At 39.3% G+C, this 25,775-nt stretch carries 24 protein-coding genes; 8 read left to right on the forward strand and 16 right to left on the reverse strand.

From position 1 onward, the window contains the following. Positions 1–29 precede the first annotated feature (29 nt). From AC1TPB_RS02820 to AC1TPB_RS02835, 4 genes are all read right to left on the reverse strand, one after another. On the reverse strand, positions 30–1,676 hold the full coding sequence (locus tag AC1TPB_RS02820) for a copper amine oxidase N-terminal domain-containing protein (RefSeq protein WP_482075097.1): 1,647 nt from the start codon (positions 1,674–1,676) through the stop codon (positions 30–32). A 118-nt stretch (positions 1,677–1,794) separates the two neighbouring features. After that, on the reverse strand, positions 1,795–2,010 hold the full coding sequence (locus AC1TPB_RS02825) for a hypothetical protein (protein WP_482075098.1): 216 nt from the start codon (positions 2,008–2,010) through the stop codon (positions 1,795–1,797). Between the two features lie 27 nt (positions 2,011–2,037). Then, complete coding sequence (locus AC1TPB_RS02830) at positions 2,038–2,256, reverse strand: hypothetical protein (RefSeq protein WP_482075099.1); 219 nt, start codon at positions 2,254–2,256, stop codon at positions 2,038–2,040. A gap of 178 nt (positions 2,257–2,434) precedes the next feature. Further along, positions 2,435–4,813 carry a hypothetical protein gene (locus AC1TPB_RS02835; RefSeq protein ID WP_482075100.1) on the reverse strand — a complete coding sequence of 793 codons (2,379 nt, stop codon included), beginning with the start codon at positions 4,811–4,813 and terminating at the stop codon, positions 2,435–2,437. A gap of 183 nt (positions 4,814–4,996) precedes the next feature. On the opposite strand from AC1TPB_RS02835, the gene lspA reads away from it, so the two are divergent. Then, positions 4,997–5,452 (forward strand): signal peptidase II, encoded by a 456-nt coding sequence (gene lspA, locus AC1TPB_RS02840; RefSeq protein WP_482075433.1) that lies wholly within the window; start codon positions 4,997–4,999, stop codon positions 5,450–5,452. Positions 5,453–5,732: 280 nt separating this feature from the next. On the opposite strand, the gene AC1TPB_RS02845 is transcribed toward lspA, so the two are convergent. The 4 genes from AC1TPB_RS02845 to AC1TPB_RS02860 form a co-directional block, all read right to left on the reverse strand. Beyond that, positions 5,733–6,725: an LLM class flavin-dependent oxidoreductase gene (locus AC1TPB_RS02845; RefSeq protein WP_482075101.1), complete on the reverse strand. Its 993-nt coding sequence runs from the start codon at positions 6,723–6,725 to the stop codon at positions 5,733–5,735. Between the two features lie 31 nt (positions 6,726–6,756). Continuing rightward, positions 6,757–7,848 carry a bifunctional diaminohydroxyphosphoribosylaminopyrimidine deaminase/5-amino-6-(5-phosphoribosylamino)uracil reductase RibD gene (gene ribD, locus AC1TPB_RS02850; RefSeq protein ID WP_482075102.1) on the reverse strand — a complete coding sequence of 364 codons (1,092 nt, stop codon included), beginning with the start codon at positions 7,846–7,848 and terminating at the stop codon, positions 6,757–6,759. Then, positions 7,841–8,569, reverse strand: coding sequence for a GTP cyclohydrolase II (locus AC1TPB_RS02855; protein ID WP_482075103.1), 729 nt, complete (start codon positions 8,567–8,569; stop codon positions 7,841–7,843). Before AC1TPB_RS02855 ends, ribD begins: the two co-directional genes overlap by 8 nt. A gap of 293 nt (positions 8,570–8,862) precedes the next feature. Next, positions 8,863–9,240, reverse strand: coding sequence for an ArsR/SmtB family transcription factor (locus tag AC1TPB_RS02860; protein WP_482075104.1), 378 nt, complete (start codon positions 9,238–9,240; stop codon positions 8,863–8,865). A gap of 220 nt (positions 9,241–9,460) precedes the next feature. Between AC1TPB_RS02860 and AC1TPB_RS02865 the strand changes: the two genes are divergently transcribed. Continuing rightward, entirely contained in the window at positions 9,461–11,599 is a 2,139-nt protein-coding gene (locus tag AC1TPB_RS02865; protein ID WP_482075105.1) for a heavy metal translocating P-type ATPase, read from the forward strand. A 150-nt stretch (positions 11,600–11,749) separates the two neighbouring features. Here AC1TPB_RS02865 and AC1TPB_RS02870 read toward each other — a convergent pair whose 3' ends face one another. Further along, a complete protein-coding gene (locus AC1TPB_RS02870; protein WP_482075106.1) occupies positions 11,750–12,877 on the reverse strand; it encodes a glycoside hydrolase family 88 protein in 1,128 nt (375 codons plus the stop codon). A 150-nt stretch (positions 12,878–13,027) separates the two neighbouring features. Further along, positions 13,028–13,651: a nitroreductase family protein gene (locus AC1TPB_RS02875; RefSeq protein ID WP_482075107.1), complete on the reverse strand. Its 624-nt coding sequence runs from the start codon at positions 13,649–13,651 to the stop codon at positions 13,028–13,030. A 158-nt stretch (positions 13,652–13,809) separates the two neighbouring features. On the opposite strand from AC1TPB_RS02875, the gene AC1TPB_RS02880 reads away from it, so the two are divergent. Then, complete coding sequence (locus tag AC1TPB_RS02880) at positions 13,810–14,256, forward strand: hypothetical protein (RefSeq protein WP_482075108.1); 447 nt, start codon at positions 13,810–13,812, stop codon at positions 14,254–14,256. 663 nt (positions 14,257–14,919) lie between these two features. Here AC1TPB_RS02880 and AC1TPB_RS02885 read toward each other — a convergent pair. Continuing rightward, positions 14,920–15,129 (reverse strand): hypothetical protein, encoded by a 210-nt coding sequence (locus tag AC1TPB_RS02885; protein WP_482075109.1) that lies wholly within the window; start codon positions 15,127–15,129, stop codon positions 14,920–14,922. A 107-nt stretch (positions 15,130–15,236) separates the two neighbouring features. On the opposite strand from AC1TPB_RS02885, the gene kduI reads away from it, so the two are divergent. The 4 genes from kduI (at position 15,237) to AC1TPB_RS02905 (ending at position 18,117) form a co-directional block, all read left to right on the forward strand. Continuing rightward, positions 15,237–16,070, forward strand: coding sequence for a 5-dehydro-4-deoxy-D-glucuronate isomerase (kduI, locus tag AC1TPB_RS02890; RefSeq protein WP_482075110.1), 834 nt, complete (start codon positions 15,237–15,239; stop codon positions 16,068–16,070). Between the two features lie 75 nt (positions 16,071–16,145). After that, positions 16,146–16,916: a DeoR/GlpR family DNA-binding transcription regulator gene (locus AC1TPB_RS02895; RefSeq protein ID WP_482075434.1), complete on the forward strand. Its 771-nt coding sequence runs from the start codon at positions 16,146–16,148 to the stop codon at positions 16,914–16,916. 22 nt (positions 16,917–16,938) lie between these two features. Continuing rightward, positions 16,939–17,700 (forward strand): 2-dehydro-3-deoxy-D-gluconate 5-dehydrogenase KduD, encoded by a 762-nt coding sequence (kduD, locus tag AC1TPB_RS02900; RefSeq protein WP_482075111.1) that lies wholly within the window; start codon positions 16,939–16,941, stop codon positions 17,698–17,700. Positions 17,701–17,763: 63 nt separating this feature from the next. Continuing rightward, positions 17,764–18,117 (forward strand): hypothetical protein, encoded by a 354-nt coding sequence (locus tag AC1TPB_RS02905; protein WP_482075112.1) that lies wholly within the window; start codon positions 17,764–17,766, stop codon positions 18,115–18,117. A gap of 212 nt (positions 18,118–18,329) precedes the next feature. Here AC1TPB_RS02905 and AC1TPB_RS02910 read toward each other — a convergent pair whose 3' ends face one another. Beyond that, positions 18,330–20,639: a beta-galactosidase gene (locus AC1TPB_RS02910; RefSeq protein ID WP_482075113.1), complete on the reverse strand. Its 2,310-nt coding sequence runs from the start codon at positions 20,637–20,639 to the stop codon at positions 18,330–18,332. Positions 20,640–20,867: 228 nt separating this feature from the next. Further along, positions 20,868–21,899: a glycoside hydrolase family 88/105 protein gene (locus tag AC1TPB_RS02915; RefSeq protein ID WP_482075114.1), complete on the reverse strand. Its 1,032-nt coding sequence runs from the start codon at positions 21,897–21,899 to the stop codon at positions 20,868–20,870. A gap of 135 nt (positions 21,900–22,034) precedes the next feature. On the opposite strand from AC1TPB_RS02915, the gene AC1TPB_RS02920 reads away from it, so the two are divergent. Further along, positions 22,035–22,172: a hypothetical protein gene (locus AC1TPB_RS02920; RefSeq protein WP_482075115.1), complete on the forward strand. Its 138-nt coding sequence runs from the start codon at positions 22,035–22,037 to the stop codon at positions 22,170–22,172. Positions 22,173–22,178: 6 nt separating this feature from the next. On the opposite strand, the gene AC1TPB_RS02925 is transcribed toward AC1TPB_RS02920, so the two are convergent. The 3 genes from AC1TPB_RS02925 to AC1TPB_RS02935 are packed head-to-tail and all read right to left on the reverse strand — an operon-like array spanning position 22,179 to position 25,733. Continuing rightward, positions 22,179–23,825, reverse strand: a complete 1,647-nt coding sequence (locus AC1TPB_RS02925; protein WP_482075116.1) for an extracellular solute-binding protein — start codon at positions 23,823–23,825, stop codon at positions 22,179–22,181. Positions 23,826–23,873: 48 nt separating this feature from the next. After that, positions 23,874–24,773, reverse strand: a complete 900-nt coding sequence (locus AC1TPB_RS02930; RefSeq protein WP_482075117.1) for a carbohydrate ABC transporter permease — start codon at positions 24,771–24,773, stop codon at positions 23,874–23,876. Positions 24,774–24,788: 15 nt separating this feature from the next. Further along, complete coding sequence (locus AC1TPB_RS02935) at positions 24,789–25,733, reverse strand: ABC transporter permease (RefSeq protein WP_482075118.1); 945 nt, start codon at positions 25,731–25,733, stop codon at positions 24,789–24,791. Positions 25,734–25,775 lie beyond the last annotated feature (42 nt).

Below are 25,775 nucleotides of genomic sequence, written 5' to 3' on the forward strand. Positions count from 1 at the left end.
ATGTAATAATTATTAAGTTAGAGCTACCATTATGGTTCTCTTACGATCTCAACATAACCCGATTGGCTGTCCCATAGTATTTCTGCGCCAAGAGCAGTTGCTAAAGCTCGCGCTGGTGCGTAAGTAGTTCCATCGATAACTACAACTGGTGTTGGCCACTGTACTGTCGTACCGTTAATGATCGCTGTGTCACTACCAATTTGTAGCTTAATCGCTGTCTCTGTAGCTTTATCGTAGATATGAATTTGCTCTGTTGCTTTATCAAATCTAATATTTCCACCGAATTCTTCAATGATCTCTCTAACAGGGATCATTCCATAATTATCTTGATTAACAAAAGCAGCATAGTATCCTGGTTCATCAATATAGTTCCAGTACGTTTGCTTGGAAATATGCAGTTTATTTTTCAATAAATCATAGACAACTGAATCCTCATCAAAGTAATTAACGATTTCAAAACCTTTCAAATAATCAAAAGACTCTAATTTCACTTCTAGACCAGATGCCACAGGTACTTCTGCAGAAACCTTTCCATTAATATTCCAAGCTTCACTTTCCGACGTAATGCTTATTCCCTCAAAAACAGAAGTACCAAGCTCTTCCTTCATTGCATCACTTACTACATAGTTCAATGAATAAGCTTGTTTGCGAATATCTAGATTTGAATCGATATACATATCGAATTTAATCTCTAATGAATCGTCTAAGTATAATTCAAGCATTTCTTTATCTTCTGTTTCTATTTCATTCATTGAAGTCTTCATCTCTTCTAGAGAAGTAACAATTAATGTAACAGTTTCATCGATAAGAGCTTGCTTATCAGCTTCCGTAATAATTCTTGCTTCGAATTCTCCATCATTGAAAATAGCAAGATCTTCAATCAGTTCAGGCTCATCTTTAAATAAATTCAGTACTTCGCTAAGTAATTTTTCAAGTCCTGCACGATCATCAAGTAGCGCGTTCGTGATTTTCTTGAACCAATTCCATAGCTCCATACCTTTTAATTCACCATGAATTTTCATTAATTTCGTTGCTTCACCATTGATATCCTCTGTTACAGGCGTCGCAGACATCCGCTCAAGATTAGGAAGTTTTTGAATACTGAAATCGGTAATAAGTTCGCTTGCAGATTGCACAGCAGCAATAATTTTCTCATCATCAATCGCAATCTCCGTGACATTGTCAACATCTTCAGCTGTCACTCCGTATTCAGAGTACATATAGTCATTCATTAATCTCTCACTAGTTTCACCTGTAAGATCGAAAGTGAATGAACGAGTAGCACCTTCTAAAGAAATGATAAGTAATGTTTCTGACATTTTCATATCAAACTTAATTTCTGATAGATCACCTAAAGTTAGATGCCCCTTCAAAGAAATATTATTTTGATCCTGCATTTTCATATCGGTAATCGATACTTTTACATTAGATATTAAACGTAAAATAGAAATAAGTTCCTCATCTTCAGCAAAAATCTCATCATTAATCAACGCTTCTTCATTGAATTTCAACTTAAACTCCATAGAAGAATTACCTTCTGATGACGTTACTTTAAGCGTCTTTTTCAATGCTTCATTAATGTCTACTCCACCAATAGCTTGGCAACCAGCTAAAATCACCATGCTACAAATTAAAACTAAAGCTACTAATCTCTTAACACTTTTTAGTTTCTGCATTAACTTATTTTCCTCCTAAGTATGTTGGTAAAATTTAGTGCACCATTGATAATATTACTATTAGGATGGAAATATGTAAACCATTGCACAGATTAATCATCTACTGTCCATTCAATAGTTATGCTCGAACATAAGCAAGTAGCATGTCTTTCAATAGTTTTTGCTGATTATGAGGCTGAATATCGTCATCAAGATAAGTAATTTCTGATTTCAGCACAATATTATTGCCGAATATACCGTAAGCATTGATAACCGTCATAATCGACTCTTTAATAGGGATATCCTGTCGCAAGGAACCATCTTTCTCTCCATCTACAATAATCGGAGTAATCATATCTGAAATTTGCTTCTGTGTTTCAATTTACTCTTCGATATTAGATAATGGTTCTTTGGAAAATGCGGCGTAGCTTTCAAACGCTTCTCTAAACTTTGCGGAATTATGTCTTGTTTCTGTTTGATTTTCTAGTAAATAATTTAATATATCTTCCAAACGCTCAAACGCAGATTTCGGCGACTGTGCGATTTGTTGAAAAACTGGTATCGATCGTTCTAAGTTTTGAATGGCTACTGCTACGATCATTTTTTTTATCGTAGCTTAATCGACATCGAATATGAAAGTCCGCTTCTTGAACCATTATTGGAAGAGGAAGTTCAAAAAGCGGACTTTAAACCTTTATTGGAAGACTCGGGCATTTGAACGCTCGTGTACGCATGACGTACACATTGCTGGGTTTTGTTGTATCGTCTGCCATTAGACCTTAGTTTCGTATTGTTTCCTCATAGCTCAGAACAATATTGGATAGCTGTGGCGTGTTCTTCCCACGCTCGGTGTATAAGCCTACGCTATATTGAATTCGATCGAATTTAGAAGTGCTAGTGATGACTTGACCATTCGTAACCTCTTGCCAACTATCCCATGAATGACTACCTACTGACCTTGTTCGGATCCATGCCTTCACAGCAGTATAATCAAGAATGACTTCGCTCCAACTTAAAGTCGCCTTTCTCCCTTCGTTTACTTCGATAATCTCTGATTGAATAAATCCATGCGGGATATAGGGCTGGAATACTTTTTGTAAGTAGGATAGCTGTCCGGTAAACTCAGTACCATTCAAATATTCAGGTGGAATGAATTGCGAATTCATCGTGTTTGCTTCATCTACCGTTATATAAAATTTAATCGTTTCTGACGTTAAATCTCCAAGTACATGTTTCGAAATACGATATTCAATCTCTTCGCCCGCTGAATTGATGATATAATCAATATCCTGCTCGCCTAACCATTTCCAGCCATCATTACTATGCTGATCTGTAAAGCTTTCATCCCATTTATACAATCCTCCATTAGATACTTTATACGTTGCAGCAATATACCCCGAATTCCACCATGAACCTTTGAAGCCATCTAATAGCTGACCATCCGAGTCAATATATATATTGTAGTAATATTGCGGAACACCGTTGGCATCTGTATCAAAATTAATGTGACCAGCAACTTTTAATTTGATATATAAATATTGACGATCATCTGTCATCGATAAGCTAGTTACAGCGGCATCTTCAACTATATCGGGATTCATATAAAGCTGATCGCTATTACTCCAATCCGTCATTTCTCCATCAATCGTAATCGCATCATCGAAGTAGTAGCTACCCTGATTTCTAGCTAATGTTGCTGTATGAGAAGCTTTATCTATTGTTGCAGTACTACCTGTAAAATAACCTGTCGTAATCTTTCCACTTTGCTCCTGATGCAGTAACATACCTAGTGGTTCATTTAGAATGTCATAATACTTTACCGTTTGCATCGATGGATGCGCATAGCTCCACCCATATAGCTCATGAACAGCATTGTTTAGGAACGTATAGTTAATTCTTGCTTGATCGTCCAGCTCACCATAGCTCTGAGTTAGTGTTTTGATTGTTGAAGGGCTAATAGCGTTTTTCTGCTCTATATAGTCAAGCTGACTATTATTAAAATTCCATATGTATGAATTCGTATCTGCTGCACCATTGGCACGATCCATATCCCAGTACGGATAATTGTAATTGAACTTTAATAGTACTTGTTCCATACTCAATGAATTAGCCCCGTTAAATTCAAATCTTAACTTCAAATATTTCGATTGCTTCCCGATACCGATCCAGCTATCCGCTTCACTTGTCCATAGATTTGGAACTTCCGTCCATGTATTACTGTCAAACGGTAAGCTATTGCCTATCCACGCTTGTATAGAAACAGTATCATTACTTCCTCCAGTCCCCTTCCATTGTGGATATATCCAATCGTACTGAGCTCTATTATCTTCCGCTTGTAAAATTCGATCCATATCCACGACAATTTCCATTGCACCTTTCTCGCCACCAACTACTTTACCATCCTTAATAGTTGTCGTACCTTCAAAGCTCCAATCTGTAAATCTTCTACCATAAGTAGTTTCTCCATCTATAGAAGCTGTCCGCCCTAATGATATCGAGGAATCCCACACCAGTTGATTAGAATTCCAATAGCTAACATAGCTTTCCCATAAATAATAATCACCAAGCTCAGCAAACGATCTCGTTCCATTAACAATACTTTCCATCCCTAGAGACTTAATATATTCCGTAATTTCTTGAAGTTTTGAGTAGAAAATTTGTTGCTTGTCGGCCTCCTCCTGATATGCAATATTCCAATAAGCAATATCACACTCATCAAGAAAAATACCATCGGCGATCCCCTGCTCCTGCAACGACTTTATTGTTGCTTTAATCGATTGCATATATTGCTCAGAATCTTCAAATCTTGATCCGAAAGGAATATACTGAAAAACTTTAACCCCCTGCTCCCTTACTTTTGTTACACTCTCCAAATTTTTGTCAGAAACAATTATGAAATCATATATTGAATAATCAGTGATCCCGCTATAATTCAATTCTCCATAATAAATGATAAATTGATGCGGCTGAGAATATGTAGTATCTAATGTCAACGCGGACGAGGATCTTTCTAATATTCCTGCTGTTGTAGTATCTATCGATGACATATCAAATTCGTGGGTTTGAATAATCGTCTTGCCTTTATCATTACCTAGCATACTTTCACATCCGATCAATACAATCACTATTAATAATAGACTCAAAGCTGTTTTGAACATTGTATCCTCCTCATCTTCGACGAACTCTCTTTAATTTACCATATAATAGAAGTTAAGGAAATAAAAAAAGCAGAACACATCCAGCTTAGATTTGCTAAATAATTGAGATTAGCAATTACGATGAGCTATCATTTTTGCTATAATATAACTATGTCTTTTTGAAAGAAAGTAGGGATCAATATCATATTTTATATTATCGCAATGGTAGTAGTTTTAATCGATCAGTTTACTAAATATGTAATTCGAGCTTATATCGATATAGACCAAGCCTTTACCTTCTGGGGAATTCCTCTCACACATATTGAAAACAGTGGGATGGCAGGCGGCTTGTTTCCAGGTAACGCACGACTCTTCGGTGTAATAGCGGTATTATTCGTAGTTGGTGTTCTATATTTTCGAAAGACTGGTGATATGAAGGGAGCTCTAATCGATAGTAGCTTTGGGTTTCTTGTCGGAGGAGCGATCGGCAACGGTATAGATCGACTGCTACATGGCCAAGTGACAGACTTTATTATTCGTAGAAATGGCGTTCTTAATATTGCAGACCATGCGATCGAAGTAGGTGCACTATTGCTTATTATTTATGGGATAATTAGTTGGTTCAAAAAACGTGCTTTATTAACAGAAACAGAAAGTTAACTATATACTCGGCGAAAAATATACATAAAATTTATATTGATGTTGTAAAACCCAAAGGAGATTTTTAGTCTATTAGATTCGTCAGCGCATATTTGGCTCATTATGCTCAATATTTTTCGCCGAGTATATAGATTTCAAAATAAAGCCTCTAGAATAGTTGCAGAAAAATCGCAATCCCTATTCTAGAGGCTTTTACTATACAGCAATATCCTCACGGTTCTAGAATTTTCACGATTCTAGAATTCCTCAAGGCTTTCTAAGCTTGTTTTTTAACTTTCTCCTATAGCAATTCTTTAGCTAGTAGCTGCACACATTGCAAGCGAGAAGCCTGTCCATGTTGATTCAAATTGAACATCACTTCTTCGAAGCCGTAGTAGTCTTGATCTGCACGAAGGCGATCTGCTACTTGCACAGCTGTTCCGACCAAGTGAATGTTACGATTTTGTTGTAAGTTCATCTTATCCATCTCAGAGAATTGCACATCTGCCGCTTCTTCTGGAGATAGTATTTGTCCGATTTGTCCCTTTAAGAAATTTAAGCGCCATATATCAAGCGGCTTCGCATAAAACTCCGCCTCATCTACCGTCGGTGCAACTGTTACGGAATAGGTAACATTAATAAGTGGTTTTTCCATAAAGTATGATGGTTCAAAATAAGCGCGATACGCTTCAAATACCTCTTTATGCATTTCACCTGAGAAGAAATGGGCAAACGAATATCCAACGCCCATCTTGCCTGCTTGAATCGCACTATTGCCTGTCGATCCCAGTAAAAATGCCTCGGGAAGCTGAATATTGGTCGGAGACGCAATAACAGAATCATATATCGCTGAGTTTGGCTTACGATCACTCATCAGGCGAAGCGTTGTTGATAGCTTGTCATACATATCCATACTCATTTGCGAACGTCCTTCTGCCAATGCGCGAGTTGCTGCTGGATCTCCTCCTGGAGCACGTCCTACGCCAAAATCGATACGTCCCGGATTAAGACCAGCAAGTGTTTTGAACACCTCTGCCATCTTAAATGGTGAATAGTGCATCATCATGATGCCACCCGTACCAATGCGAATGTTCTTCGTTTTCGCGGCAAGATGTGCAGCAAGTATTTCTGGAGCTGTGCTCACATACCACTGCGTATTATGATGCTCTGCCATCCACATGCGAGAATAGCCAAGCTGATCTGCTAATATCGCCAATTCTTCAACAAATTGAAGCGCCTGCTCAGGCGTATGTCCTTTGGTAATGGGTCCTTGATCTAAAATTCCGATTTTCATGTTATGTATCTCCCCTCTTTATGCGACTGACTTAAAAATATTGTGGATAGCCTGTAAACTTGAAATCTTTCCCCACAGCTGTAATCGTTAGATCTGCCAAATCTATAGCGTCCTTCATTAACGTGACACCTGCGCCTTCAAGAAATGTCGGTGCATGAGTTCCTCCGACTAATTTGGGAGCGAGATAAATAACGACTTTATCAACAAGCTTATTTTCCAGAAAAGCAGCATGAATCGTGCCACCACCTTCAATTAAGACAGACGAGACAAGCTTTTCACCCAATATACGAACAACATCGCGAGGATCGGCATGCTTCTCGCCTGAAGTTGCATATATGGAAATGCCAAGCGCTTCTAGCTTTTCCCTCTTGTGCTGATCATAATGCTGAGCTGTAAATATCCATGTTTCAGCCTTTTGATCCGTAACAACTTTTGAATCTAATGGAATTCGCAATGTAGAATCTAGCACGACTCGGATCGGATTTCTGCCATTAGCTATTCTAGTCGTCAACTCAGGATCATCCTCGATGACCGTATTCACACCAACTAATATCGCCATATGTTCGTTTCGTAGTATATGTGCATCATATCTTGCTTCGTCCGATGTAATCCATTTGCTATCTAAAGTATGTGTAGCAATTTTGCCATCTAATGTACTTCCCGCTTTCATCGTTAAGAAAGGCTTCTTTTCAACAATGAATTTGTTGAATACTTCGTTCATCTTGCGTGACTCAGCTTCCATCACACCTACAACGACTTCAATACCAGCGTCTTGCAATAGTTTAACGCCATTACCAGCAACGACGGGATTCGGATCTAACGTTGCGATAACAACTTTTTTGATCCCCGCTTCAACTATTGCTAACGCACAAGGTCCTGTTCGTCCATAATGAGAGCAAGGTTCAAGCGTAACATAAATCGTCCCATTGCGCGCTTGCTCTCCTGCCATGCGAATCGCATGAATTTCAGCATGTGGCTCTCCTGCTTTCAAATGAGTACCGATACCTACAATTCGATTATCATTAACAATAACTGAGCCGACTAATGGATTCGGGTCAGTCTGCCCTTTCATCGCACGCGCGTTATCGAGCGCTAATTGCATATATATTTGATCATTACTCATTGGAACACACTCCATCGTCTTTCAAATGTCCAGAACGCTCAATTTTTGTCTGTAAATAATTTTTATTAAATTCGGAATTATCTCCCCATATTGGCTCTCTTCCAGAAAGGGTTAGACCAGCATTTTTCATCGCTGCTACCTTCTTCGGATTATTCGTCATAAGCGTCACTGGCTTCGTCCGCAATGTTTTCAGCACTTTAATCGCATCATCATAATTTCTTGAATCATCGACAAAGCCAAGACTTTCATTGGCATCCACTGTGTCGTAGCCATTTTCTTGTAGCACATATGCCATCGCTTTACTAAATAAGCCAATGCCTCGTCCTTCATGGTTTGCCAAATAGAAAAGCGCACCCGTGCCACTATCAACGATGTTTTTCATCGACTGCTTTAATTGATAACCACAATCACATCTTTTGCTACCAAATATATCGCCAGTATGACAAATCGAATGCATGCGAATCAGCGCATCCTCGGCATTAGCGAAATCACCATAGACAAGTACACTAGATTGCTGATACTCTGCCAAATTTGCTGAGGATAGTTGCTTAATTACTTCTTCATAATTGTTAGTCGCCTGACATTTGCTTAACCAGCAATACCATTGAAAAACAACCGTTTCGCCTTCTAAATTAACAGGTAGCTTAATCGGACCTACTAGATAAACGGCACCTTTACCGGATTCAATCATTTGTATTTTATCTGTTAATAAATTAAGCATTTCGGGTTCAAGTGCTGTATGCAATATATATCATTCCTTCTAGATGAATTTGATTATTAATTCGAGTATAAGACTACCTTACCATTATTTCATATTTGCTTACCTTTTGTAAGTAGTGAATTTATTATTATCTATTTAAATGATTATGGATAATCACTTATAGTATTTCACAAGCCAGTATAAAATAAATATTACAAAAATTAGACGATAAATCTCCAGTAAAAACCGAAAATCAATCGCCACTTTAACTTTTATTTATTGTTATCTATCGGATAAGGCTATAGCTGCTGCAATTACTCTTTGTTGGTCGTGTGTTGCAAATGGGTCAAGGTTTGAATAAATATCTCTTTCACATGATCATCATCTATAGAATAGTATACTGTCTTGCCTTCTTTACGGCGCTTTACCATTCTTATATTACGCAAATATCGTAGTTGGTGAGATACGGCTGACTGAGTCATACCAAGTACAACGCAGAGATCATGTACGCATAATTCATTATTCAGTAAAGCATGAATTAGCTTCACTCGTGTTGGATCGCCTAATGCTTTAAATATATCGGCCAAATCAACAGCTGTCTTCTCGTCAAGGTTGATTTTTTTCAAATCAATAGGATTAATCTCGGTGCCCAAACAAGTGCCGTCGCATTGCTCTTCCATTACTCGAACCATTTCTTCCACACCGCCTTTTCATTCCTTAATAGAGGTAGTACAAAAAGCACTAATATTAATATTATATCAGAAAGATTACGGATAAGGCAGTCATCATCTATGCATGATAAAGATTAACGTAATACTTCACTCAATCCGTTCATTGTCATTGACATACTTACATATTTGGCATATCATATGAGCAAGTGTTCATATGATTGTATTGAAAGGAGGAAGTTCAATGAATGAATATCGTGTGAAAGGGCTTTCCTGTGGCGGTTGCGCCCAGAGAATTGAAGATGAGCTCAAAAAACTGGAGCATGGGAACGACTCATCTCTTAGCTATAATTCAGGTAAACTTACCATTAATCCACAAATTTCTATGACTGAGGTCAATAAAATTTTGAAATCCGATGGCGCCTATATTGCGAAGCAATTAAATGGCGATCACGACCATTCAGATGAACATTCACATAGTAATCACGATCATAGCCATGGCGACCACGGACATGATCATAGTCATGCAGATAGTAATAATAAAATATTAATACTACTGATCACTTCCGGTGTTATCTATATCGCAGCTTTACTACTGGAAGGTGTTCTCGACCAACAAGCTCTCATTCTTTTATTTTTGGCAGCAACGATCATTAGTGGATACACAACCTTTATGCGTGGCTTAAAAAATATTATAAGCCTAAAATTCAATATCGATACATTAATGACGATCGCTTTAATTGGTGCTGTAGCTATTGGCGAATGGAAGGAAGCTACACTTGTAGCAATTTTGTTCGGTGTCAATGAATTACTCGAAGGCTATGGCATGGAAAAGGCTCGACGATCAATGGAAACATTGCTGCAAGTTGCACCCAAAGAAGCGCTAAAGTTAGACAATGGTCAAGAATCAATTGTTCCGATCTCCACCTTACAAATCGGCGATCTAGTCAAAATTAAACCTGGTGAAAAGATTCCATCTGATGGTATCGTCTTCGAAGGTAAAAGTTCCGTTAATGAAGCTGCTATTACTGGTGAACCATTACCAGTGGAGAAGGGAAACGGAGAGACCGTCTTTGGAGGAAGTATTAACAATGAAGGCTTGCTCATCGTTCGCATTGAAAAAGCATATAAAGATTCTTCCTTAGCAAAAATTCTCCACCTTGTGCAAGAGGCACAGGAAACGAAGACGCCAACTGAACTCTTCATCAATAAATTTGCAAAATACTATACACCGCTTATTATGATTGTCGCTGCACTTGTTATGCTCATCCCTCCTTTGCTTTTGCAAGGTGATTGGATGACATGGCTATATCAAGGTCTCTCGGTACTAATTGTTGGCTGCCCGTGCGCATTAATTCTATCTTCGCCAATTGCTATCGTTTCAGGGATTACACGTACTGCTAGACATGGGATACTCGTTAAAGGTGGCGTTTTCCTTGAACAGCTGGGTAAGATAGATACCCTTGCCTTTGACAAAACAGGTACATTAACGAAAGGAGAGCCTCATGTCGCTCAGCTAGAAATATATGACGAAGCACGTTTGTTCAAAATTGCTGGAGCAATCGAGAAATCATCTTCGCATCCATTGGCGAAAGCCATTATGAAAGAAATCGAACGTAGAAATATTGTTAGTCCCGATCCCGACGAAATCGAGACGATTAGCGGTCGAGGCATTAAAGCAAAAATTGCTGGACAGCTCTATTGGCTCGGTAATGAACAAACGATTGAGCATCTCGTTATTCCAGCAGCTATACAGCAGCGAATTAATGAGTTGAAAGATGAAGGCTTCACGCTTGTACTAGTTGCAGATGAACAACAACTACTTGGCATGTTCGGAATTGCTGATGAAATTCGCGAAGAAAGCCGATCTGTCATTGCAGCTTTGCATCAGCTAGGTATTAAGCGCACTGTTATGCTAACAGGTGATCACCAGAAAACAGCTGAGAAGGTTGCTTCTGCCGTTGGTGTTTCCGAGTATTACGGCAATCTACTGCCAGAAGATAAAGTGAGCCGTGTGAAGGAGCTATCTGCCAAAGGTATAGTAGCGATGATTGGCGACGGTATTAATGACGCTCCGGCGCTTGCTTCCGCGCAACTAGGTATTGCGATGGGTAAAGGTACGGACAGTGCCATCGAGACAGCGGATATCGTCTTGATGCAGGATCATTTGGGTAAGCTTCCTGAAGCGATCTCAGTTGCCAAGCGTGTCAATCGGATTATCCGCTTCAATATTACAGTAGCGCTCGGCTTGAAAATCATTGCACTATTGTTGACGATTCCCGGTTGGCTTACGCTATGGATTGCCATCCTGTCTGATATGGGAGCGACTATCTTTGTAACACTAGTAAGTTTGACGATATTAATTGAGCGTAAGCGAGGATAATCGTTCTCTTTCTCTCCATCCATCTGTCCAATTCTGAAATTTCCCCTATAGATAAAGCTCATGCCGGGCGCACAAAAATGGCGATGTAGGAATCTCTCCTGCATCGCAATTTCACCCAAATCTTCGGAATAATTTAAGCTATTCACTGATCTACCAAAATAGTTCACCATGATTTAACAGTCGTGAGATGCCTTCTACAAAGAAATAATCACCGTAAATAAGTGGAACATCAATATTTTTACCTTCTGGGTAATGGCTAGTGCCATGCAATAGTAGTCCTTCCTCAGCATCATTATCCCAAGCTCCGTACTGGCTATACAAAGCATGCAGCATCCGCTCACCTGCCTCTTTGTATAGCGTAGCTTCTGAATCAGCTACCTGCTCGGCGAGTAGCAACAAGCCGCAAGCGGCACAAGCACCAGCCGACGTATCACGGTATTGAGGTACATCGCCAGGTAGACGAAAATCCCATACTGGGACATGGTCAGCGGGAAGATTTGCTATGAAAAAATGAGCTACGCGCTGCGCCGCATGAAGATAACGTTCCTCTCCCGTATGCTTATAGCTTAATGCCATACCGTATATAGCCCAGGCCGCACCTCTTGACCATGCGGACTGCTCGGAGTATCCTTGTCCTCCATTCACACCTAGCTTCTCTCCGCTTTCGGGATCGAATATTACAATATGATTGACCGACCCATCAGGTCGGATAAAATGCTCGAGTACAGTATCCGCATGCGCAATCGCGATATGCTTGTACCGTGGGTCACCGGATATCTCGGAAGCCCAGTGCAGCAACGGCAAATTCATTGCGCAATCGATAATCGCCCAGCCTGAGTTGTCTTCTCCTGGCTGCCACGGATTCCATGCGCGAATATAACGCCCCTTAATATTATAGCGAGCGCTAAGCAGATTGGCCGCAAGCAATGCACGCCGCTTCGACTCTTCTCCACCCAGTATCTTGAATCTAGCAACACTAGTTAACTGCCACATGAAGCCAATATCATGATCGAGACGATAATAATCGGCAATGACTTGATCTAATTGCTGCTCGCAACTTTCCCCAAGCGCGCGTAGTGACTCATCCTTTGTATCACGATAAACGAGCCATAGCAGTCCAGGCCAGAAGCCTGCCGTCCACCAATGCGGCGGCTCCAACACATATTCACCATTCACGCTAGCATGCGGGAAACGATCCTTAATTCGTTTGCTCGTCCGCGATACTTTGCGTACAATTTGCTCCCAAGCCTCTTGTTCCCAGTTCTTCGTTACTGTCATCGCTCTCAATCTCCATTCTATCGTCATTGTGATTTTTTAGCTTATAATATATAAATACATTTACCATGAAAAGCAGTTTTTTGATATAGTAAAAACAAAATCCCCCTTCAGAAAAACTCTTCCAAAGGGGGATTGCTTTATGGGATAATGCTATTCTACATAGGATACAAATTCATTGACAGGCTTACGATAGCCTCTCGGTCTTCTGCTTGACACTTTTTCTTTTCCGAGCGTAATCATCATAACAACTTCATATTGATCATCAATATTCAATATGTCCTTAACAGCCGCGGCATCAAATCCAATCATTGGGCAAGTATCCCAACCCTTATCTTTGGCAGCTAGCATAAACATCATTGCCGATAGCGAACCATTTCGAATCGCTTCATCACGCTGAAAACTGTCTCCGCCTCGCTCATAAAATGCCATCGTATCTTCAACCTGGAAATCATACTCTTGTTTATTAACGATTCCTAGCAACAATAATCCTTCATATATTGTTGCTGCATCTCTAAATGCTAATTTATCTCCAGTAACAATAATAACCGCTGAGGATGAGGACACTTTATATTGATTTTTAGCTGCAGCTTGTAGCTTTTCTTTCACCTCAGAGTTAGTAATAACTGTATAATGAGGATGTTGGAGGTTAAATGCTGTTGGAGCGAACTTAACCGATTCAAAAATTTCATCTAGTTCTTTATTCGAAATCGGATGATCCGGTAGAAAATTACTCGCTGAACGTCTTTCTTTAACTAGTTCTTCAAATGGTGTCATATGTACTTCCCCCCAGTATTATAATTAGATCGATATCGTTTGTATAACTGACGATAATAATATTATAACTCAGACGCTTACTTTTTGTAAGTGCATAAGTTATATATTATTGTCATTTGTCTTATTAATAGAATAGAAGCCAAACGAGGTGAGTTGACGTGCAGATCATATCTAGAAAAATAATTACAGCAGCAATAGCTGGAACCATTCACTCTATACTATTAGCATTATTTTTCCCTACCCCTTTTGGACAATCTGATGGTTCTAGTTATATTTCAGATTTTATTTCAACTACTCCAACGTACATGATGTATGTTTTTCCTATCATTTATACTTATGGTATATTAACATCTATCATCAGTGATAAGTTAGGAAGCATTTTAGCGAAAAAAAGTGGTGATCCTAGAGTCGAAATCATGGTGTCTGGATCTCTCCACATCGTGTTCGGTCTTGTCCTTTTATTGTTTAGTTTAATTGGAGCAATTGTCTTTTTCTTAGTTGATAAAGTATTATTGAAAGCAAATAAAAATTTCACTTGGGTAGCAGCATTGGTGAGTCTATTAATCCCCTTGTTATCTTTGTCCTTTTTTATCCTGCTAAATTAGCTACAGCTCCCTGAACGAATCGGAGATCGCTACGTGAACTAATCGATAAAAACAAGGTTACTTTATTTACTCTGTAACATCAATTTTGGTGCTACAGTATCATGTACGATGCAAATTTTACTCAGTAACACCAATTTTGGCGCTACAGCATCATATACCATGCAAATTTCGCTCTGTAAACATCAATTTTGGCGTTACAGCATCATGTACCATCAAATTTTGCTCTGTAACATCAATTTTGGTGCTACAGTATCATGTACCATGCAACTTTCGCTCTGTAACATCAATTTTGGTGCTACAGCATCATATATCATGAAAATTTCGCTCTGTAACATCAATTTTGGCGCTACAGTATCATGTACCATGCAAATTTTACTCTGTAACATCAATTTTGGCGCTACAGCATCATATACCATGAAAATTTCGCTCTGTAACATCAATTTTGGCGCTACAGACATTCGTCCTCTCTATTTTCTTATTAAGCTCAATGAAGTCAGCTACTTGTTCTGTTCCAATTCTATCCCTCTTTTGTTACATGCCGTGCCTCTGGCACACCAGACAGAAAATAGCTGGAACCTTTGATACCACTAAAAACTTATACTTTCTAAATATCCGGAAAAACACCTAAAGATCCCTAGAATACTTATCTAGAGACCCTCGATATTAATATGGCAGCCAGAAACTCATCTCCCCCTGCTTGCGATTGCCCCACAAATAATAAGGGATTGCTTGTAAACGAACAGGTTTCGTCTGTTTTTGAATTGAATTTCCCGCAATCGTAATCTCGCAATTTTCTTTCCAGTCAAACACGCAGAGCGAATTCCATAAGTGGGATTCGTTATCCGTGTTTGTCGTCTGGTAACATATGAACATACATCACCGCAATTGTGAACAATAACGGAAATGAATTGAACCTAAATGAACATTGAGGTATGATTCTAGTTAAGGAAATACTATCTTACTAAGAGGAGCGATTTACTATGGAAATTCGTCACGCATCACACCCGCAAGAAGTTAAAGGATACGATACAACTCGTTTACGTCAAGATTTCTTAATGGAATCATTATTTACTGAGAATGAGCTTATGCTTTATTACAGTCATGTTGACCGTTTCATTACTGGTGGTGCTTACCCAACTACATCAGCTATTAAGCTAGAAGCGGATCGTAAAGATATGGGTTCTGACTTCTTCTTGGAACGCCGTGAAATTGGGATCATTAATATTGGTGCGCCAGGTAAAATCACCGTTGATGGCACTACTTATATGATGGAACCAAAAGATGGACTTTATATTGGTCTTGGTGCCCAGGACGTTATCTTTGAGAGTGTTGATGCTGCTAATCCAGCTAAATTCTATATCAATTCCTCACCTGCACATAAAAACTATCCAACTGTACACATCCCAATCAGTGAATCTACACCAGCTCATCTCGGAAGTCCTGCTACATCCAACGAGCGAGTTATTAATAAATACATTCACCCACAAGGTGTTCAAAGCTGTCAGCTAGTCATGGGCTTAACAATGTTGAAACCAAATAATATGTGGAATACGATGCCATGCCATACTCATAATCGTCGTTCTGAAGTGTATTTCTACTTTGATATGCCGGAAGATGGCGTTGTGTTTCACTTTATGGGTGAGCCTCAAGAAACTAGACATCTTGTCGTTCGCAACGAACAAGCGCTTATCTCACCAAGCTGGTCTATCCATAGCGGTGTAGGCTCAAGCAACTATACATTTATCTGGGGAATGGCTGGGGAGAACCAAATCTTCGATGATATGGACCATGTTGCCATGCAGGATATAATGTAGTAAGAGCTTAACATTGGCTGATGTGTAGTCGGTGAGGGCAATTACGTATATAAAGGAATGGTTAGTTTGTCTAGTATGAAACGTCATCAGCAAATAATGGAGTTACTCATTCAGCAAGGGGAAGTAAAGGTACAAGAACTCAGTGAACAGTTAGATGTCACCGGGAAAACGATTCGTACTGACTTGGAAGTACTAGAACAGAGGGGTCTTCTGACGAGAGTTCATGGTGGAGCTGTGTTGAAGCACGCTACAGACCTTGGGCTGCTTCCATTACAGATTCCGAATCAAAAGCATATAACGGAAAAGAACGTTATTGCACAAAAAGCACTTGAATTAATAGAAGAAAATGATATTATCGCCCTCGATGGTGGGAGCACAACACTCGCCATTGCCAAGTTATTGGAAGACAAGCCACTTACAGTTATTACGAATGATCTGTTTATTATGAGTGAGCTTATTCGCAAAACCAAAATACGGCTTGTTATTCCTGGTGGCTATCGTAATCGTAACTTACTAGTTGGCAGCGAGGCGATTTCGTTCATTCGCAAGTTGAATATTCAGAAGGCATTTATAACAACAACTGCAATCCATCCGGAACAAGGTCTATCGATTTACACGAGTGAGTTGTATGATATGAAACGGGCTTTTCTTGAAACTGCCAAAGATATATATTGTGTAGTGGACTCCAGCAAATTTGGAAAGACAGCATTGTTAACCTTTGCCCAGTTAGATGAGTTTAATTCTATCATCACGGATCGAAAGCTATCGGCTGATGAGATTCATGCTTATGAAGAACATAAAGCAAATCTCGTGTTCGTGGATTCACCTCATCAAGCCAATCATTGAACCATAAGTGGAGGTATATATAATGAATCAATTATTTCAATTATCGGGTCGAACTGCAATTGTAACTGGCGGTGGCGGTGGATTAGGCTTAGGAATGGCTAATGGTTTAGCGAAGGCTGGAGCCAATATCATTCTACTGACACATAACGAACCAAAACCAGGAGTGCTTGAGCAGCTTCGCTCTTATGGTGGCACCGTTCATCCGATAACTGCTGATTTGTCTGATCTAGCAAAAATTTCTGATATCGCTGCTGAAGCTATAAAGTTAGCTGGTGGTAAAATAGACATTTTAGTCAATAACGCAGGTATTATTCGTCGTACCCCTGCCGCTGACCATGCGCTTGAAGATTGGCATGCTGTACTCGATCTCAATATGAACAGTGTGTTCTATCTATGCCAAGCTATCGGTAAAAATATGATCGAGCATGGCAGTGGTAAAATTATTAATATCGCATCAATGCTTTCCTTCCAAGGTGGTATTAATGTTCCTGGATATACGGCATCTAAGCATGCGGTTGCCGGTATTACAAAATCATTAGCTAACGAATGGGCTTCAAAAGGGATTAATGTTAACGGTATTGCGCCAGGATATATGGCAACAGATAATACGACTGCATTGCGTCAGGATGAGAAACGTAGTGCAGAAATACTTGGACGAATTCCAGCTGCTCGCTGGGGTGCTCCAGAAGATCTAGCAGGTCCTGTAGTATTCCTAGCTTCCAATGCTTCAGATTATGTCAATGGGCATATTTTATGCGTAGACGGTGGTTGGATGAATCGCTAATAGTGCATGTTCAAAAAGTTGGATTTTTGAACAAACTCTAATACTTTAGCAAGGTGGTAAATAATGATGGGCAGTACTCTATCTCTTTCCGTCGTAGGTGATGACGGTTCTATTAAAGCTAGCCATTCAGATAATGGGTCAGTAAGTTTGCTATACACGAACCTATATGAACCTGGAGATGTTATTGTTCTGGGTAGTACAGCACAAAACGTTTACCTAGTCATTCAGCTAGAAGATTCGATGAGTGCGGAATTTGTATATCTTGCTGGAACAGAATTTAAATTTGTTATACCTTTTGCCGAGAAGAGATCATCCTATTCTCCAAAATCATTTACTGGTAACTTGCATCTGCTGACAGCCCGCCTTGCGACAAGTGAAGAAATTCTAGCAGATCGTACAATTAAACAAAACGCCTGAGCGACAAACTGTTGCATTAGAGCCTAAGCAGGTCGAATGGGTGAAGTTAAGCGAGCTTATTCAATCCGATGATCCATCTCCATTCCCAGCTTTAACTCAGATTGAAGTGTACGGACGAGAGTGTTCATAGTATAAGATATAAGCCTGATAGATCAAGAATCTTGATCACATCAGGCTTTTACTATGTTAGTTATAAGGGAAGATTAATTTCATTACCCTCGATATAAAGCCGTTCGATAATGTGAAATCGTGCTGATTTTATGGAAAATAGCAATTTCAACTCCTTCAAATCTTTCTACTAATGCTTGATTCACAAAGGTATGCACCGTACCTTTTCTTAAAGGGGTAATTGATAAGTGCAGTTTTGCATACTCCAGCTCGTCTTTGAATTGCTTTAATCCAATCGACCAAGCCTCTCCATAATGAATATGATCGGTAATCATTCTTTCATTGAGGTAAGCAGCAGCAACATCTCCATCATACTCAATCTCCATAAATACATCTGCAACTTCTTTTGGCCAATTCGTATCAATATGAATAAGTGCACTTCTTTCAAGTGGATGCTCAATACTAAGCGATGGACAGTATGATTGCATCTTAATCGTAATGAGATCAAACAGCCCTTCCTTGGCTTTACTCACTTTACCAAAGGAAGCCACAACTTCTGAAGGTATAGCTGGATAAACAGCCAAATCCCAATCTTCATTACCTTCTGATGTACTCACTAACCGTTCATCCTTCACAAACAATCTACTTGAGCTAATGATTAAACGCTCTTCTCCCCATAGCTTAAATTTATATAATTGAAGCGCTTCTTCACGAGTAAGAACTATGATTCTAGTCGTAGCTCCGTTTGTTAGTAGCACATCTATAGATGATTCTTTTCCTAGTTTCGGTGAAATCACATAAACTTCCCCGTCTTGATTAATACTTGTATCGATCGAGCTTATAGCAGATACATTCAGCTTACTAATAACCAGTTCTGGCTCCAAACCTTCAGGAGCATAGAAAACAATAAGCTTCTCTTGATCATTCTGATCTAATACGGTAAGTGGTTGAACAGTAGCGGATACAATAGATACTTCTGCAATTTCTATATGAAATGGCAACACCGTACTTACATTTTGTTTAATAGTCATGCTTCCCGAATACGGGAATGTAACCTTACCTTTAACCGAATCAATTTCTAGCGTAATACCTTCACGATCAGGCAGATCTAGATGGTCCTGGAAGTTATTAATGAAAACAAAGCCAGATCCGTCTTTTTGTCTGACACACCATCTTAATGATTCCGTGTCAACAGGATCAATCGTTGCTTGACCCTCGGGTAATTCTGTACCCATTGGTGCAATTATAGATCCAAAGGAGTCCATAAACAGAGATAAGGAGCGAATGCGATCATATGATGTACCTACTCTACCAAATTCGCCGAGTGGAGCTTGGTAATCATATGTTATTTTAGGAAGCCCATATTCATTCAAGAAACCACGCTTACCTACTGGATTAGATCCACCATGGTACATATAATAACCTAGCATATTACTGCCGCTAGCTAATTTCACTAAAGTCATTGCTTCTACACTTTCAGGACTCACGTTCGGCCTTGCTGTGTAACTAACCTGCATCCCACCAGCCATCTCACAATAAGCAACGGGATACCCCAACGTATTATAATTAACAGGCTCAGAAGGGGTTACATGTAGATCACGATAAATATATTCACCACTTGGTGGTTGATTAGGAATCCAAGGCGTATAGGCATAACCTGCAAGCATAGGTAGCGTATCCTCTTCTGGTACCGCTGCTCCACCCCAAGCTGTAACTGTAAAGAATGCTGGATTCATTCCTGATTGTTCTGCAATTTTTCTAAGCTGGGCTAAATGTTCATTACCACCTGTTCCAGACGACATAAATATACCAGCTTTATAGCCCCATGAATCTAATGGCGCACCACAATGCATATATTCATTTTCTAATTGAATACCAATAATCGTTCCACCTTCAGCGAAAAACAAGCCTTTAATTTGCTTTGAGATTTGCAGATACAGTCTTCTTGCATAGAAAAGATACTGTTCGTCATTAGATCTGATTTCTAAAGGCTTATTGAAAATCCAATCCGGTATACCACCGTTTCGCACCTCACCATGACAAAACGGTCCAATTCTCACTATTAGCGGGAACTGATGCTTGGCACATAAATCAGCAAAATGACGAAGATTCCGGTTTTCATCCCAGCGAAAAACCCCTTCCTCTTCTTCGTGGTAATTCCAGAATACATAGGTAGCGATAACTTGAACACCGCCAGCTTTCATTTTCAATAGTTCTTCTTCCCAGTGTAAATATGAAAATCTAGTGAAATGGAATTCACCTACTACTGGGACAATCGGTTCTTCATTCCAAGTCATATAGAAATTTGTAAATCCAAAACTTTCACCATAAGGATTTTTTGCTTTGTTTCCAGCTAGCTTACCTTCTGAAATCTGTTTATTTTCACCTGATAATTTTAGAGAATATGTTGTCATCGTTCATTCCTCCATGTCTTATTTACAATAGCTTATTGTTCTCAAGCGCATAATTGTTATATTATGCTTTCAACCCGGAAATATCAGCAAAGTCTATCACTCTACAATTAAAAACGAGCTGTAGAATTGCTTCTACAGCCCGTTTTTCGTGAAGGACTACTTGATTATCCTTATATGAATGACAACATTTTCAATTCATAGTCAATTAGCTTCTGTGCAATTAACGAGCTAATCCTGCTGTCTCTCAATAATGCCTGTTAAAAAGGACAACGCTAGTCCCTGTCCCCATCCTTGGGCCCATTTTCGCGGTATTTCTAGATATCCTTCGATGTTATTCATTACCGCAGTACCACCAGATACATTCAGCACCTTTCCGTTATCGGCTATATTCGCCAATATTCCGTGTAATGCCCTTTGAACATATTTGGTATGTAATGGGTTGCCCTGCATAACCATCGCAGCGGCTATACCTGCTGAGGCAGATACTTCAGCATAAGCTTCTGGATGGTCAAGAACCGTTCCCCATAAGCCATCTTCTCTTTGCAATCTTTTGAGTGCAGCTAGCTGATCACGTAAGGAGCTATCGATATGCATAAATGGAGGATATAAATAAGGCTGAGGAAGTACTCTGCCAACTCTAGACATCGTATAGGCTGCCCATGCATTGGCTCTTCCCCAATAAATACCCGACATATGATCTTTAGCGATATGGTTATAGCCGTGATACCACAATCCCGTATGCTCATCCTGTAAATAATTAATATGCCAGTAATATTGATGTAAAGCATCATCGATTAATGCTTTATCATTAAGCATAACTCCTACTCGCAGCTCCAAATATGCCGCCATAAATAACGTATCTGCCCAGCATTGCTCGGGGAAGTCATTATTAGCAGATACCGTATGCTGAAGTACCTGATCTCCGAAACGTAGAGCATTATTCTTTATATAATCGATCTTGCTCATAATAAGATCCAAATATTTTTGATCATTCGTTTGCTCGTATAACGTCACTAGCATATGTCCCATGGCACAAGTATTTACCGTCCATGTAGGTAGCCCTACTTCAATATATTCCTCACACCATGCTGCCATTCTGTCCAAATAATTCTGGTTACCAGTAGTTTCAAATGCTCGACTTACTCCGTAATAGGCAACGCCGCATGGCCAATCCCATGTTAGATCCATACTTAACGTATAATCTACAACACGATCAATCGTAGATTTCAATTCGTTGATGTCTGTATTTAATTTCTTCATGTTATACCTCCATAACCCAAGCTCCTGCAAGAGCAGGAGCTTGGGGAGTTTTAGATGTTATATTCTGCTTTTTGAACTTCCTTCAAATAAAGGTTCAAAAAGCGGGCTTTCAGAACCGAGCAGGTGAAGCGCTACTTGAGAAAGGCGGAAGCGCAAGTGTACATGATTACGTACACGCGAACCGTACTTTCCAAGTTCGCTTCAGATGCGATGTCGAATATGCTACGTCAGCATCACTTCGTTATCAAAGTCCGCTTTTTGAACTTCCTCTAACCGCTATTAGCGGAAGTTGCCTTTTTCGATGATACCCTGCTTCTCATCTAAAATTTCTTGGTATCCGGCTTCTAGATAAATTTGTTTTGATTTTTCATATAATGCATCAAATTGATCTTCAGGAGCAGTTACAATTTTAATATACAGCTCTTGGAACAATTCGTTCAGATCCGCTTTATATTCACCAACCGTTGTCACAACATCAGTAAACAATGCATCCGGAGTACGATATTGTGCAGTATCAGCATAATATTTCAAGTGAGTTTCAATTAAATCCTCGTATCCTGGTGGTGCCCAGTTTCTAATTTGAGCTTTTTTGTTCACTTCTGCATCTGGATATTGTGCACTTTCTGTTACAATAGCCCAGTAATCTTTATTATTGTTCATAGATAAAACAGATTCACCAGTGTATTCTTCATTTTTCATTGCAATTCCTTCTGCATCAAGTGTATAGTTATCACCTTCTACACCGTTTTGTAATAAGAATAGAACATCCGGTTGACTCATCCACTCTAAGAATTTCCAAAGTGCAATACGCTCAATTTCAGGCGTTTCATAGTTAATGCCCATAATGAAACCAAATGGCCAGTAAGCACGACCTTGAGGCTGAAGCCCCTCTGGAATAGCAGCGTTAGGTGGCAGAAGAGCAAATTCAGCTGTCGGATTATTAACCAGCGTCGCAGACATTACATCTGTATTGCTAGATAGATAAGTGGCATAAGTACCCGTTCTTCCAGCTACGAACTCTGATTTCACTTTATTGTCATCATCGCGTAAGTAAAACTCTTTATCAACAATTCCATTATTATATTGATAATTCAAATTACGAAGGTAACGTTCTGTTGCTACAGTTGTAAAATCTGCAACGGAAAGATCAGAATAAAGCGCACGATATTCTGCATCAATTGGCCAATCGCGGAATCCATAGTTATAGTTGAAGTTGTTACGAACCAAGGCTCCTCCAACGACTCCTAGACCAGCTTCTTTCCATTTGACAAGCATTTCATTATATTTCTCTAGTGAAGTTAAATCTTCTACTTTCAAACCAACCTGTTCAACCCAGTCTTTACGAATCAAAGTTAAGAAGTTATCCGCATCTGGACGACTTGCAAAGAAAAAGATTTGTTCGTCATTAATAACACCATATTGTTCAATCGTAGAACTCATACTTGCCCAATAATTAGGTGCATAATTGGCAACTTCATCCCAATTGATAGGCTGTAAAACCTCTTCGCTGTAATAAGCGATCTGCTGTGGCATATCGTAGTGGAAAATGATATCTGGTGCTTTATGAGCTGCTAGCAGCTGTTGGAAATCCTGCACTTCATTACCACGAGAAATAGGTACATATTTCACAGTTACATTATTTTTATCTCCAAATTCTTTTTGAATCCAGCGAGTATAGTAGTTGTCAGCAACGTTCCAGCCTTCAAAAGCACGGTCATAAACGGGAATTTCAATCGTTACATTTTCCGGGAAACCTGCAGAATAATCAGTGAAAGCGCCCTCTTCTACATTATTTGTTGCAGCAGGCGGTGAAGATGGTTTCTCTGAGTTTACGGGTTTATTATTACCGTTTGAACTACATGCAGACAATAAACCAAAGACCATAACTAACGTTAAAACGATAACTACTAATTTTCTATTTCTCATTGCAAATTGCCTCCCTAATTAATATTAATGAAACAGTATTGAGTCCTTTTACTCTTTGACAGCACCAAGCATGACACCATTAACAAAATACTTTTGAATAAATGGATATATACAAACTATGGGAACGGTAGCAAAGATAACGCAAGCTGCTTTCAATACATCGGGATTCGTTACTTGCACCATAGTTGCCTCAAGTTGAAAGCTTTCACTAGCTTCAATGACCATATAGTAAAGCTTTAATTGTAATGGACGCATTTCCGTATTCTGCTTAATATAGAACATCGCATCTTGATAGGCAATCCATCGGCCCACTGCATAAAATAGCGACAATGTTGCGATAATTGGCTTAGACAGCGGAAGTACAATGTTGAATAATATTCGAAAATGTCCTGCACCATCGATACGTGCTGATTCCTCTAAACTTACTGGAATACTGCTAGAGATCGCACTTCTCATAATTAAAAAGTTGAATGCACTAAATGCTTGTGGCAATATAAGTGACCATATGGTATCCAGTAGTCCAAGCTGATTAATAAGCATATACTCTGGAATTATTCCACCGCTAAAGTATAGCGTCATTAAAAAGATAAATGTTATAGCTGTCCGTCCTTTAAGCTGTTTACGGGATAAAGGATAGGCTGCACAAATCGTTATAATCATACCAATTATTGTAAACGCTATTGTTACGACAACAGATACATATAAAGATCGTAAAATAGATGAATCACTTAGCACTTTTCCATACGCTTCAAAAGTGAATCCTAGTGGCCAAAGCATGACTTTATTCGCTAATACATAGGCGTCTGCACTCAACGACTTCGCCAAAGTGTGTACTAGCGGTAACAAGCATGCTAATGATGTCATAGCCACAAAAATATTGATTATAACATCCCACACATCAAACCGTTTTTTTTGACTCACCATAATTAGGTTATTAGATGCTTTCATAGTTTGTCTTCCTTTCTACAGTAAGCCGTCCTCGCCGAGTTTTTTGGCAATTCTATCAGCCAATATAACTAACGCAAGCCCTATTACTGCCTGAAACAGTCCTAGTGCAGTAGCTCTACTAAAATTACCACCTTCAATACCCCAACGATACACCAATACCTCTATAGTCGTTGTATACTCCGTGGTAGCCTTATTCGCAAGCGCATAAATCCGTTCGAAGGAACCGCCCATCACTCTCCCTAAATTCATGATCAATAGCGTAACGATCGTCACTCGAATACCAGGTAGTGTTACGTTCCACATTTTACGCCAGCGTCCTGCGCCATCGACAATTGCTGCCTCATATAGCTCCGGATTTATAGCACTCATCGAAGCTAAATAAATAATTGTCCCCCAGCCCATACTTTGCCAAACTCCAATAGCTAGATAGCTAATTAGCCAGTTATTATCCGCTTGCAGAAATGGAATCCGTGTGCCGCCCAATGAATCAATAATATTGTTGATAAGACCATTACCTAAACTTAGTAGTTGATAAGCAATTGCGCCTATAATAACCCATGATAAGAAGTGAGGTAGGTACAATAACGTTTGATTAATTCTTTTCATTTTCACGCTTTTAATTTCATTAAGTAGTAACGATAAAACAATTGGCGCTGAGAAGCTTAGTATTAAGTCTGATACATTAAGAAGTAAAGAGTTTTTAATAGCTCTTGCAAAATCGCGTTTTGCAAAAATATCAAGGAATACTTGGAATCCTACCCAATCGCTATCCCAAAAACCTTTCGCAATTTTATAGTCCTTAAAAGCTACTATTGTTCCGAACATAGGTGCTATTTTGAATAGAGCTACAAAAATGATTGGTAGCAAAAGCATCAAGTATAATTCTTTGTCTCGCTTAATGTAGAACCATATTCCTTTTCCATCAACACCACGACTTTTTAAAGCGTTTACAATTTTCACATCTATACCTCCTCCTTCGATCTACATCCCCTTTTCAAATTT

The organism is Paenibacillus sp. Y951 (genome assembly GCF_056786395.1).

What these genes read in the sequence shown, in the direction of transcription:
- AC1TPB_RS02870 (WP_482075106.1), bottom strand. Translation starts at nt 12,877, where the DNA reads ATGACAGTAACGAAGAACTGGGAACAAGAGGCTTGGGAGCAAATTGTA.
- AC1TPB_RS02830 (WP_482075099.1), bottom strand. Translation starts at nt 2,256, where the DNA reads ATGATCGTAGCAGTAGCCATTCAAAACTTAGAACGATCGATACCAGTT.
- AC1TPB_RS02875 (WP_482075107.1), bottom strand. Translation starts at nt 13,651, where the DNA reads ATGACACCATTTGAAGAACTAGTTAAAGAAAGACGTTCAGCGAGTAAT.
- AC1TPB_RS02885 (WP_482075109.1), bottom strand. Translation starts at nt 15,129, where the DNA reads ATGTTCATATGTTACCAGACGACAAACACGGATAACGAATCCCACTTA.
- AC1TPB_RS02895 (WP_482075434.1), top strand. Translation starts at nt 16,146, where the DNA reads ATGAAACGTCATCAGCAAATAATGGAGTTACTCATTCAGCAAGGGGAA.
- AC1TPB_RS02825 (WP_482075098.1), bottom strand. Translation starts at nt 2,010, where the DNA reads ATGATTACTCCGATTATTGTAGATGGAGAGAAAGATGGTTCCTTGCGA.
- AC1TPB_RS02915 (WP_482075114.1), bottom strand. Translation starts at nt 21,899, where the DNA reads ATGAAGAAATTAAATACAGACATCAACGAATTGAAATCTACGATTGAT.
- AC1TPB_RS02845 (WP_482075101.1), bottom strand. Translation starts at nt 6,725, where the DNA reads ATGAAAATCGGAATTTTAGATCAAGGACCCATTACCAAAGGACATACG.
- ribD (WP_482075102.1), bottom strand. Translation starts at nt 7,848, where the DNA reads ATGAGTAATGATCAAATATATATGCAATTAGCGCTCGATAACGCGCGT.
- AC1TPB_RS02820 (WP_482075097.1), bottom strand. Translation starts at nt 1,676, where the DNA reads ATGCAGAAACTAAAAAGTGTTAAGAGATTAGTAGCTTTAGTTTTAATT.
- AC1TPB_RS02835 (WP_482075100.1), bottom strand. Translation starts at nt 4,813, where the DNA reads ATGTTCAAAACAGCTTTGAGTCTATTATTAATAGTGATTGTATTGATC.
- AC1TPB_RS02925 (WP_482075116.1), bottom strand. Translation starts at nt 23,825, where the DNA reads ATGAGAAATAGAAAATTAGTAGTTATCGTTTTAACGTTAGTTATGGTC.
- AC1TPB_RS02855 (WP_482075103.1), bottom strand. Translation starts at nt 8,569, where the DNA reads ATGCTTAATTTATTAACAGATAAAATACAAATGATTGAATCCGGTAAA.
- AC1TPB_RS02860 (WP_482075104.1), bottom strand. Translation starts at nt 9,240, where the DNA reads ATGGTTCGAGTAATGGAAGAGCAATGCGACGGCACTTGTTTGGGCACC.
- AC1TPB_RS02910 (WP_482075113.1), bottom strand. Translation starts at nt 20,639, where the DNA reads ATGACAACATATTCTCTAAAATTATCAGGTGAAAATAAACAGATTTCA.
- kduD (WP_482075111.1), top strand. Translation starts at nt 16,939, where the DNA reads ATGAATCAATTATTTCAATTATCGGGTCGAACTGCAATTGTAACTGGC.
- kduI (WP_482075110.1), top strand. Translation starts at nt 15,237, where the DNA reads ATGGAAATTCGTCACGCATCACACCCGCAAGAAGTTAAAGGATACGAT.
- AC1TPB_RS02865 (WP_482075105.1), top strand. Translation starts at nt 9,461, where the DNA reads ATGAATGAATATCGTGTGAAAGGGCTTTCCTGTGGCGGTTGCGCCCAG.
- AC1TPB_RS02905 (WP_482075112.1), top strand. Translation starts at nt 17,764, where the DNA reads ATGATGGGCAGTACTCTATCTCTTTCCGTCGTAGGTGATGACGGTTCT.
- AC1TPB_RS02930 (WP_482075117.1), bottom strand. Translation starts at nt 24,773, where the DNA reads ATGAAAGCATCTAATAACCTAATTATGGTGAGTCAAAAAAAACGGTTT.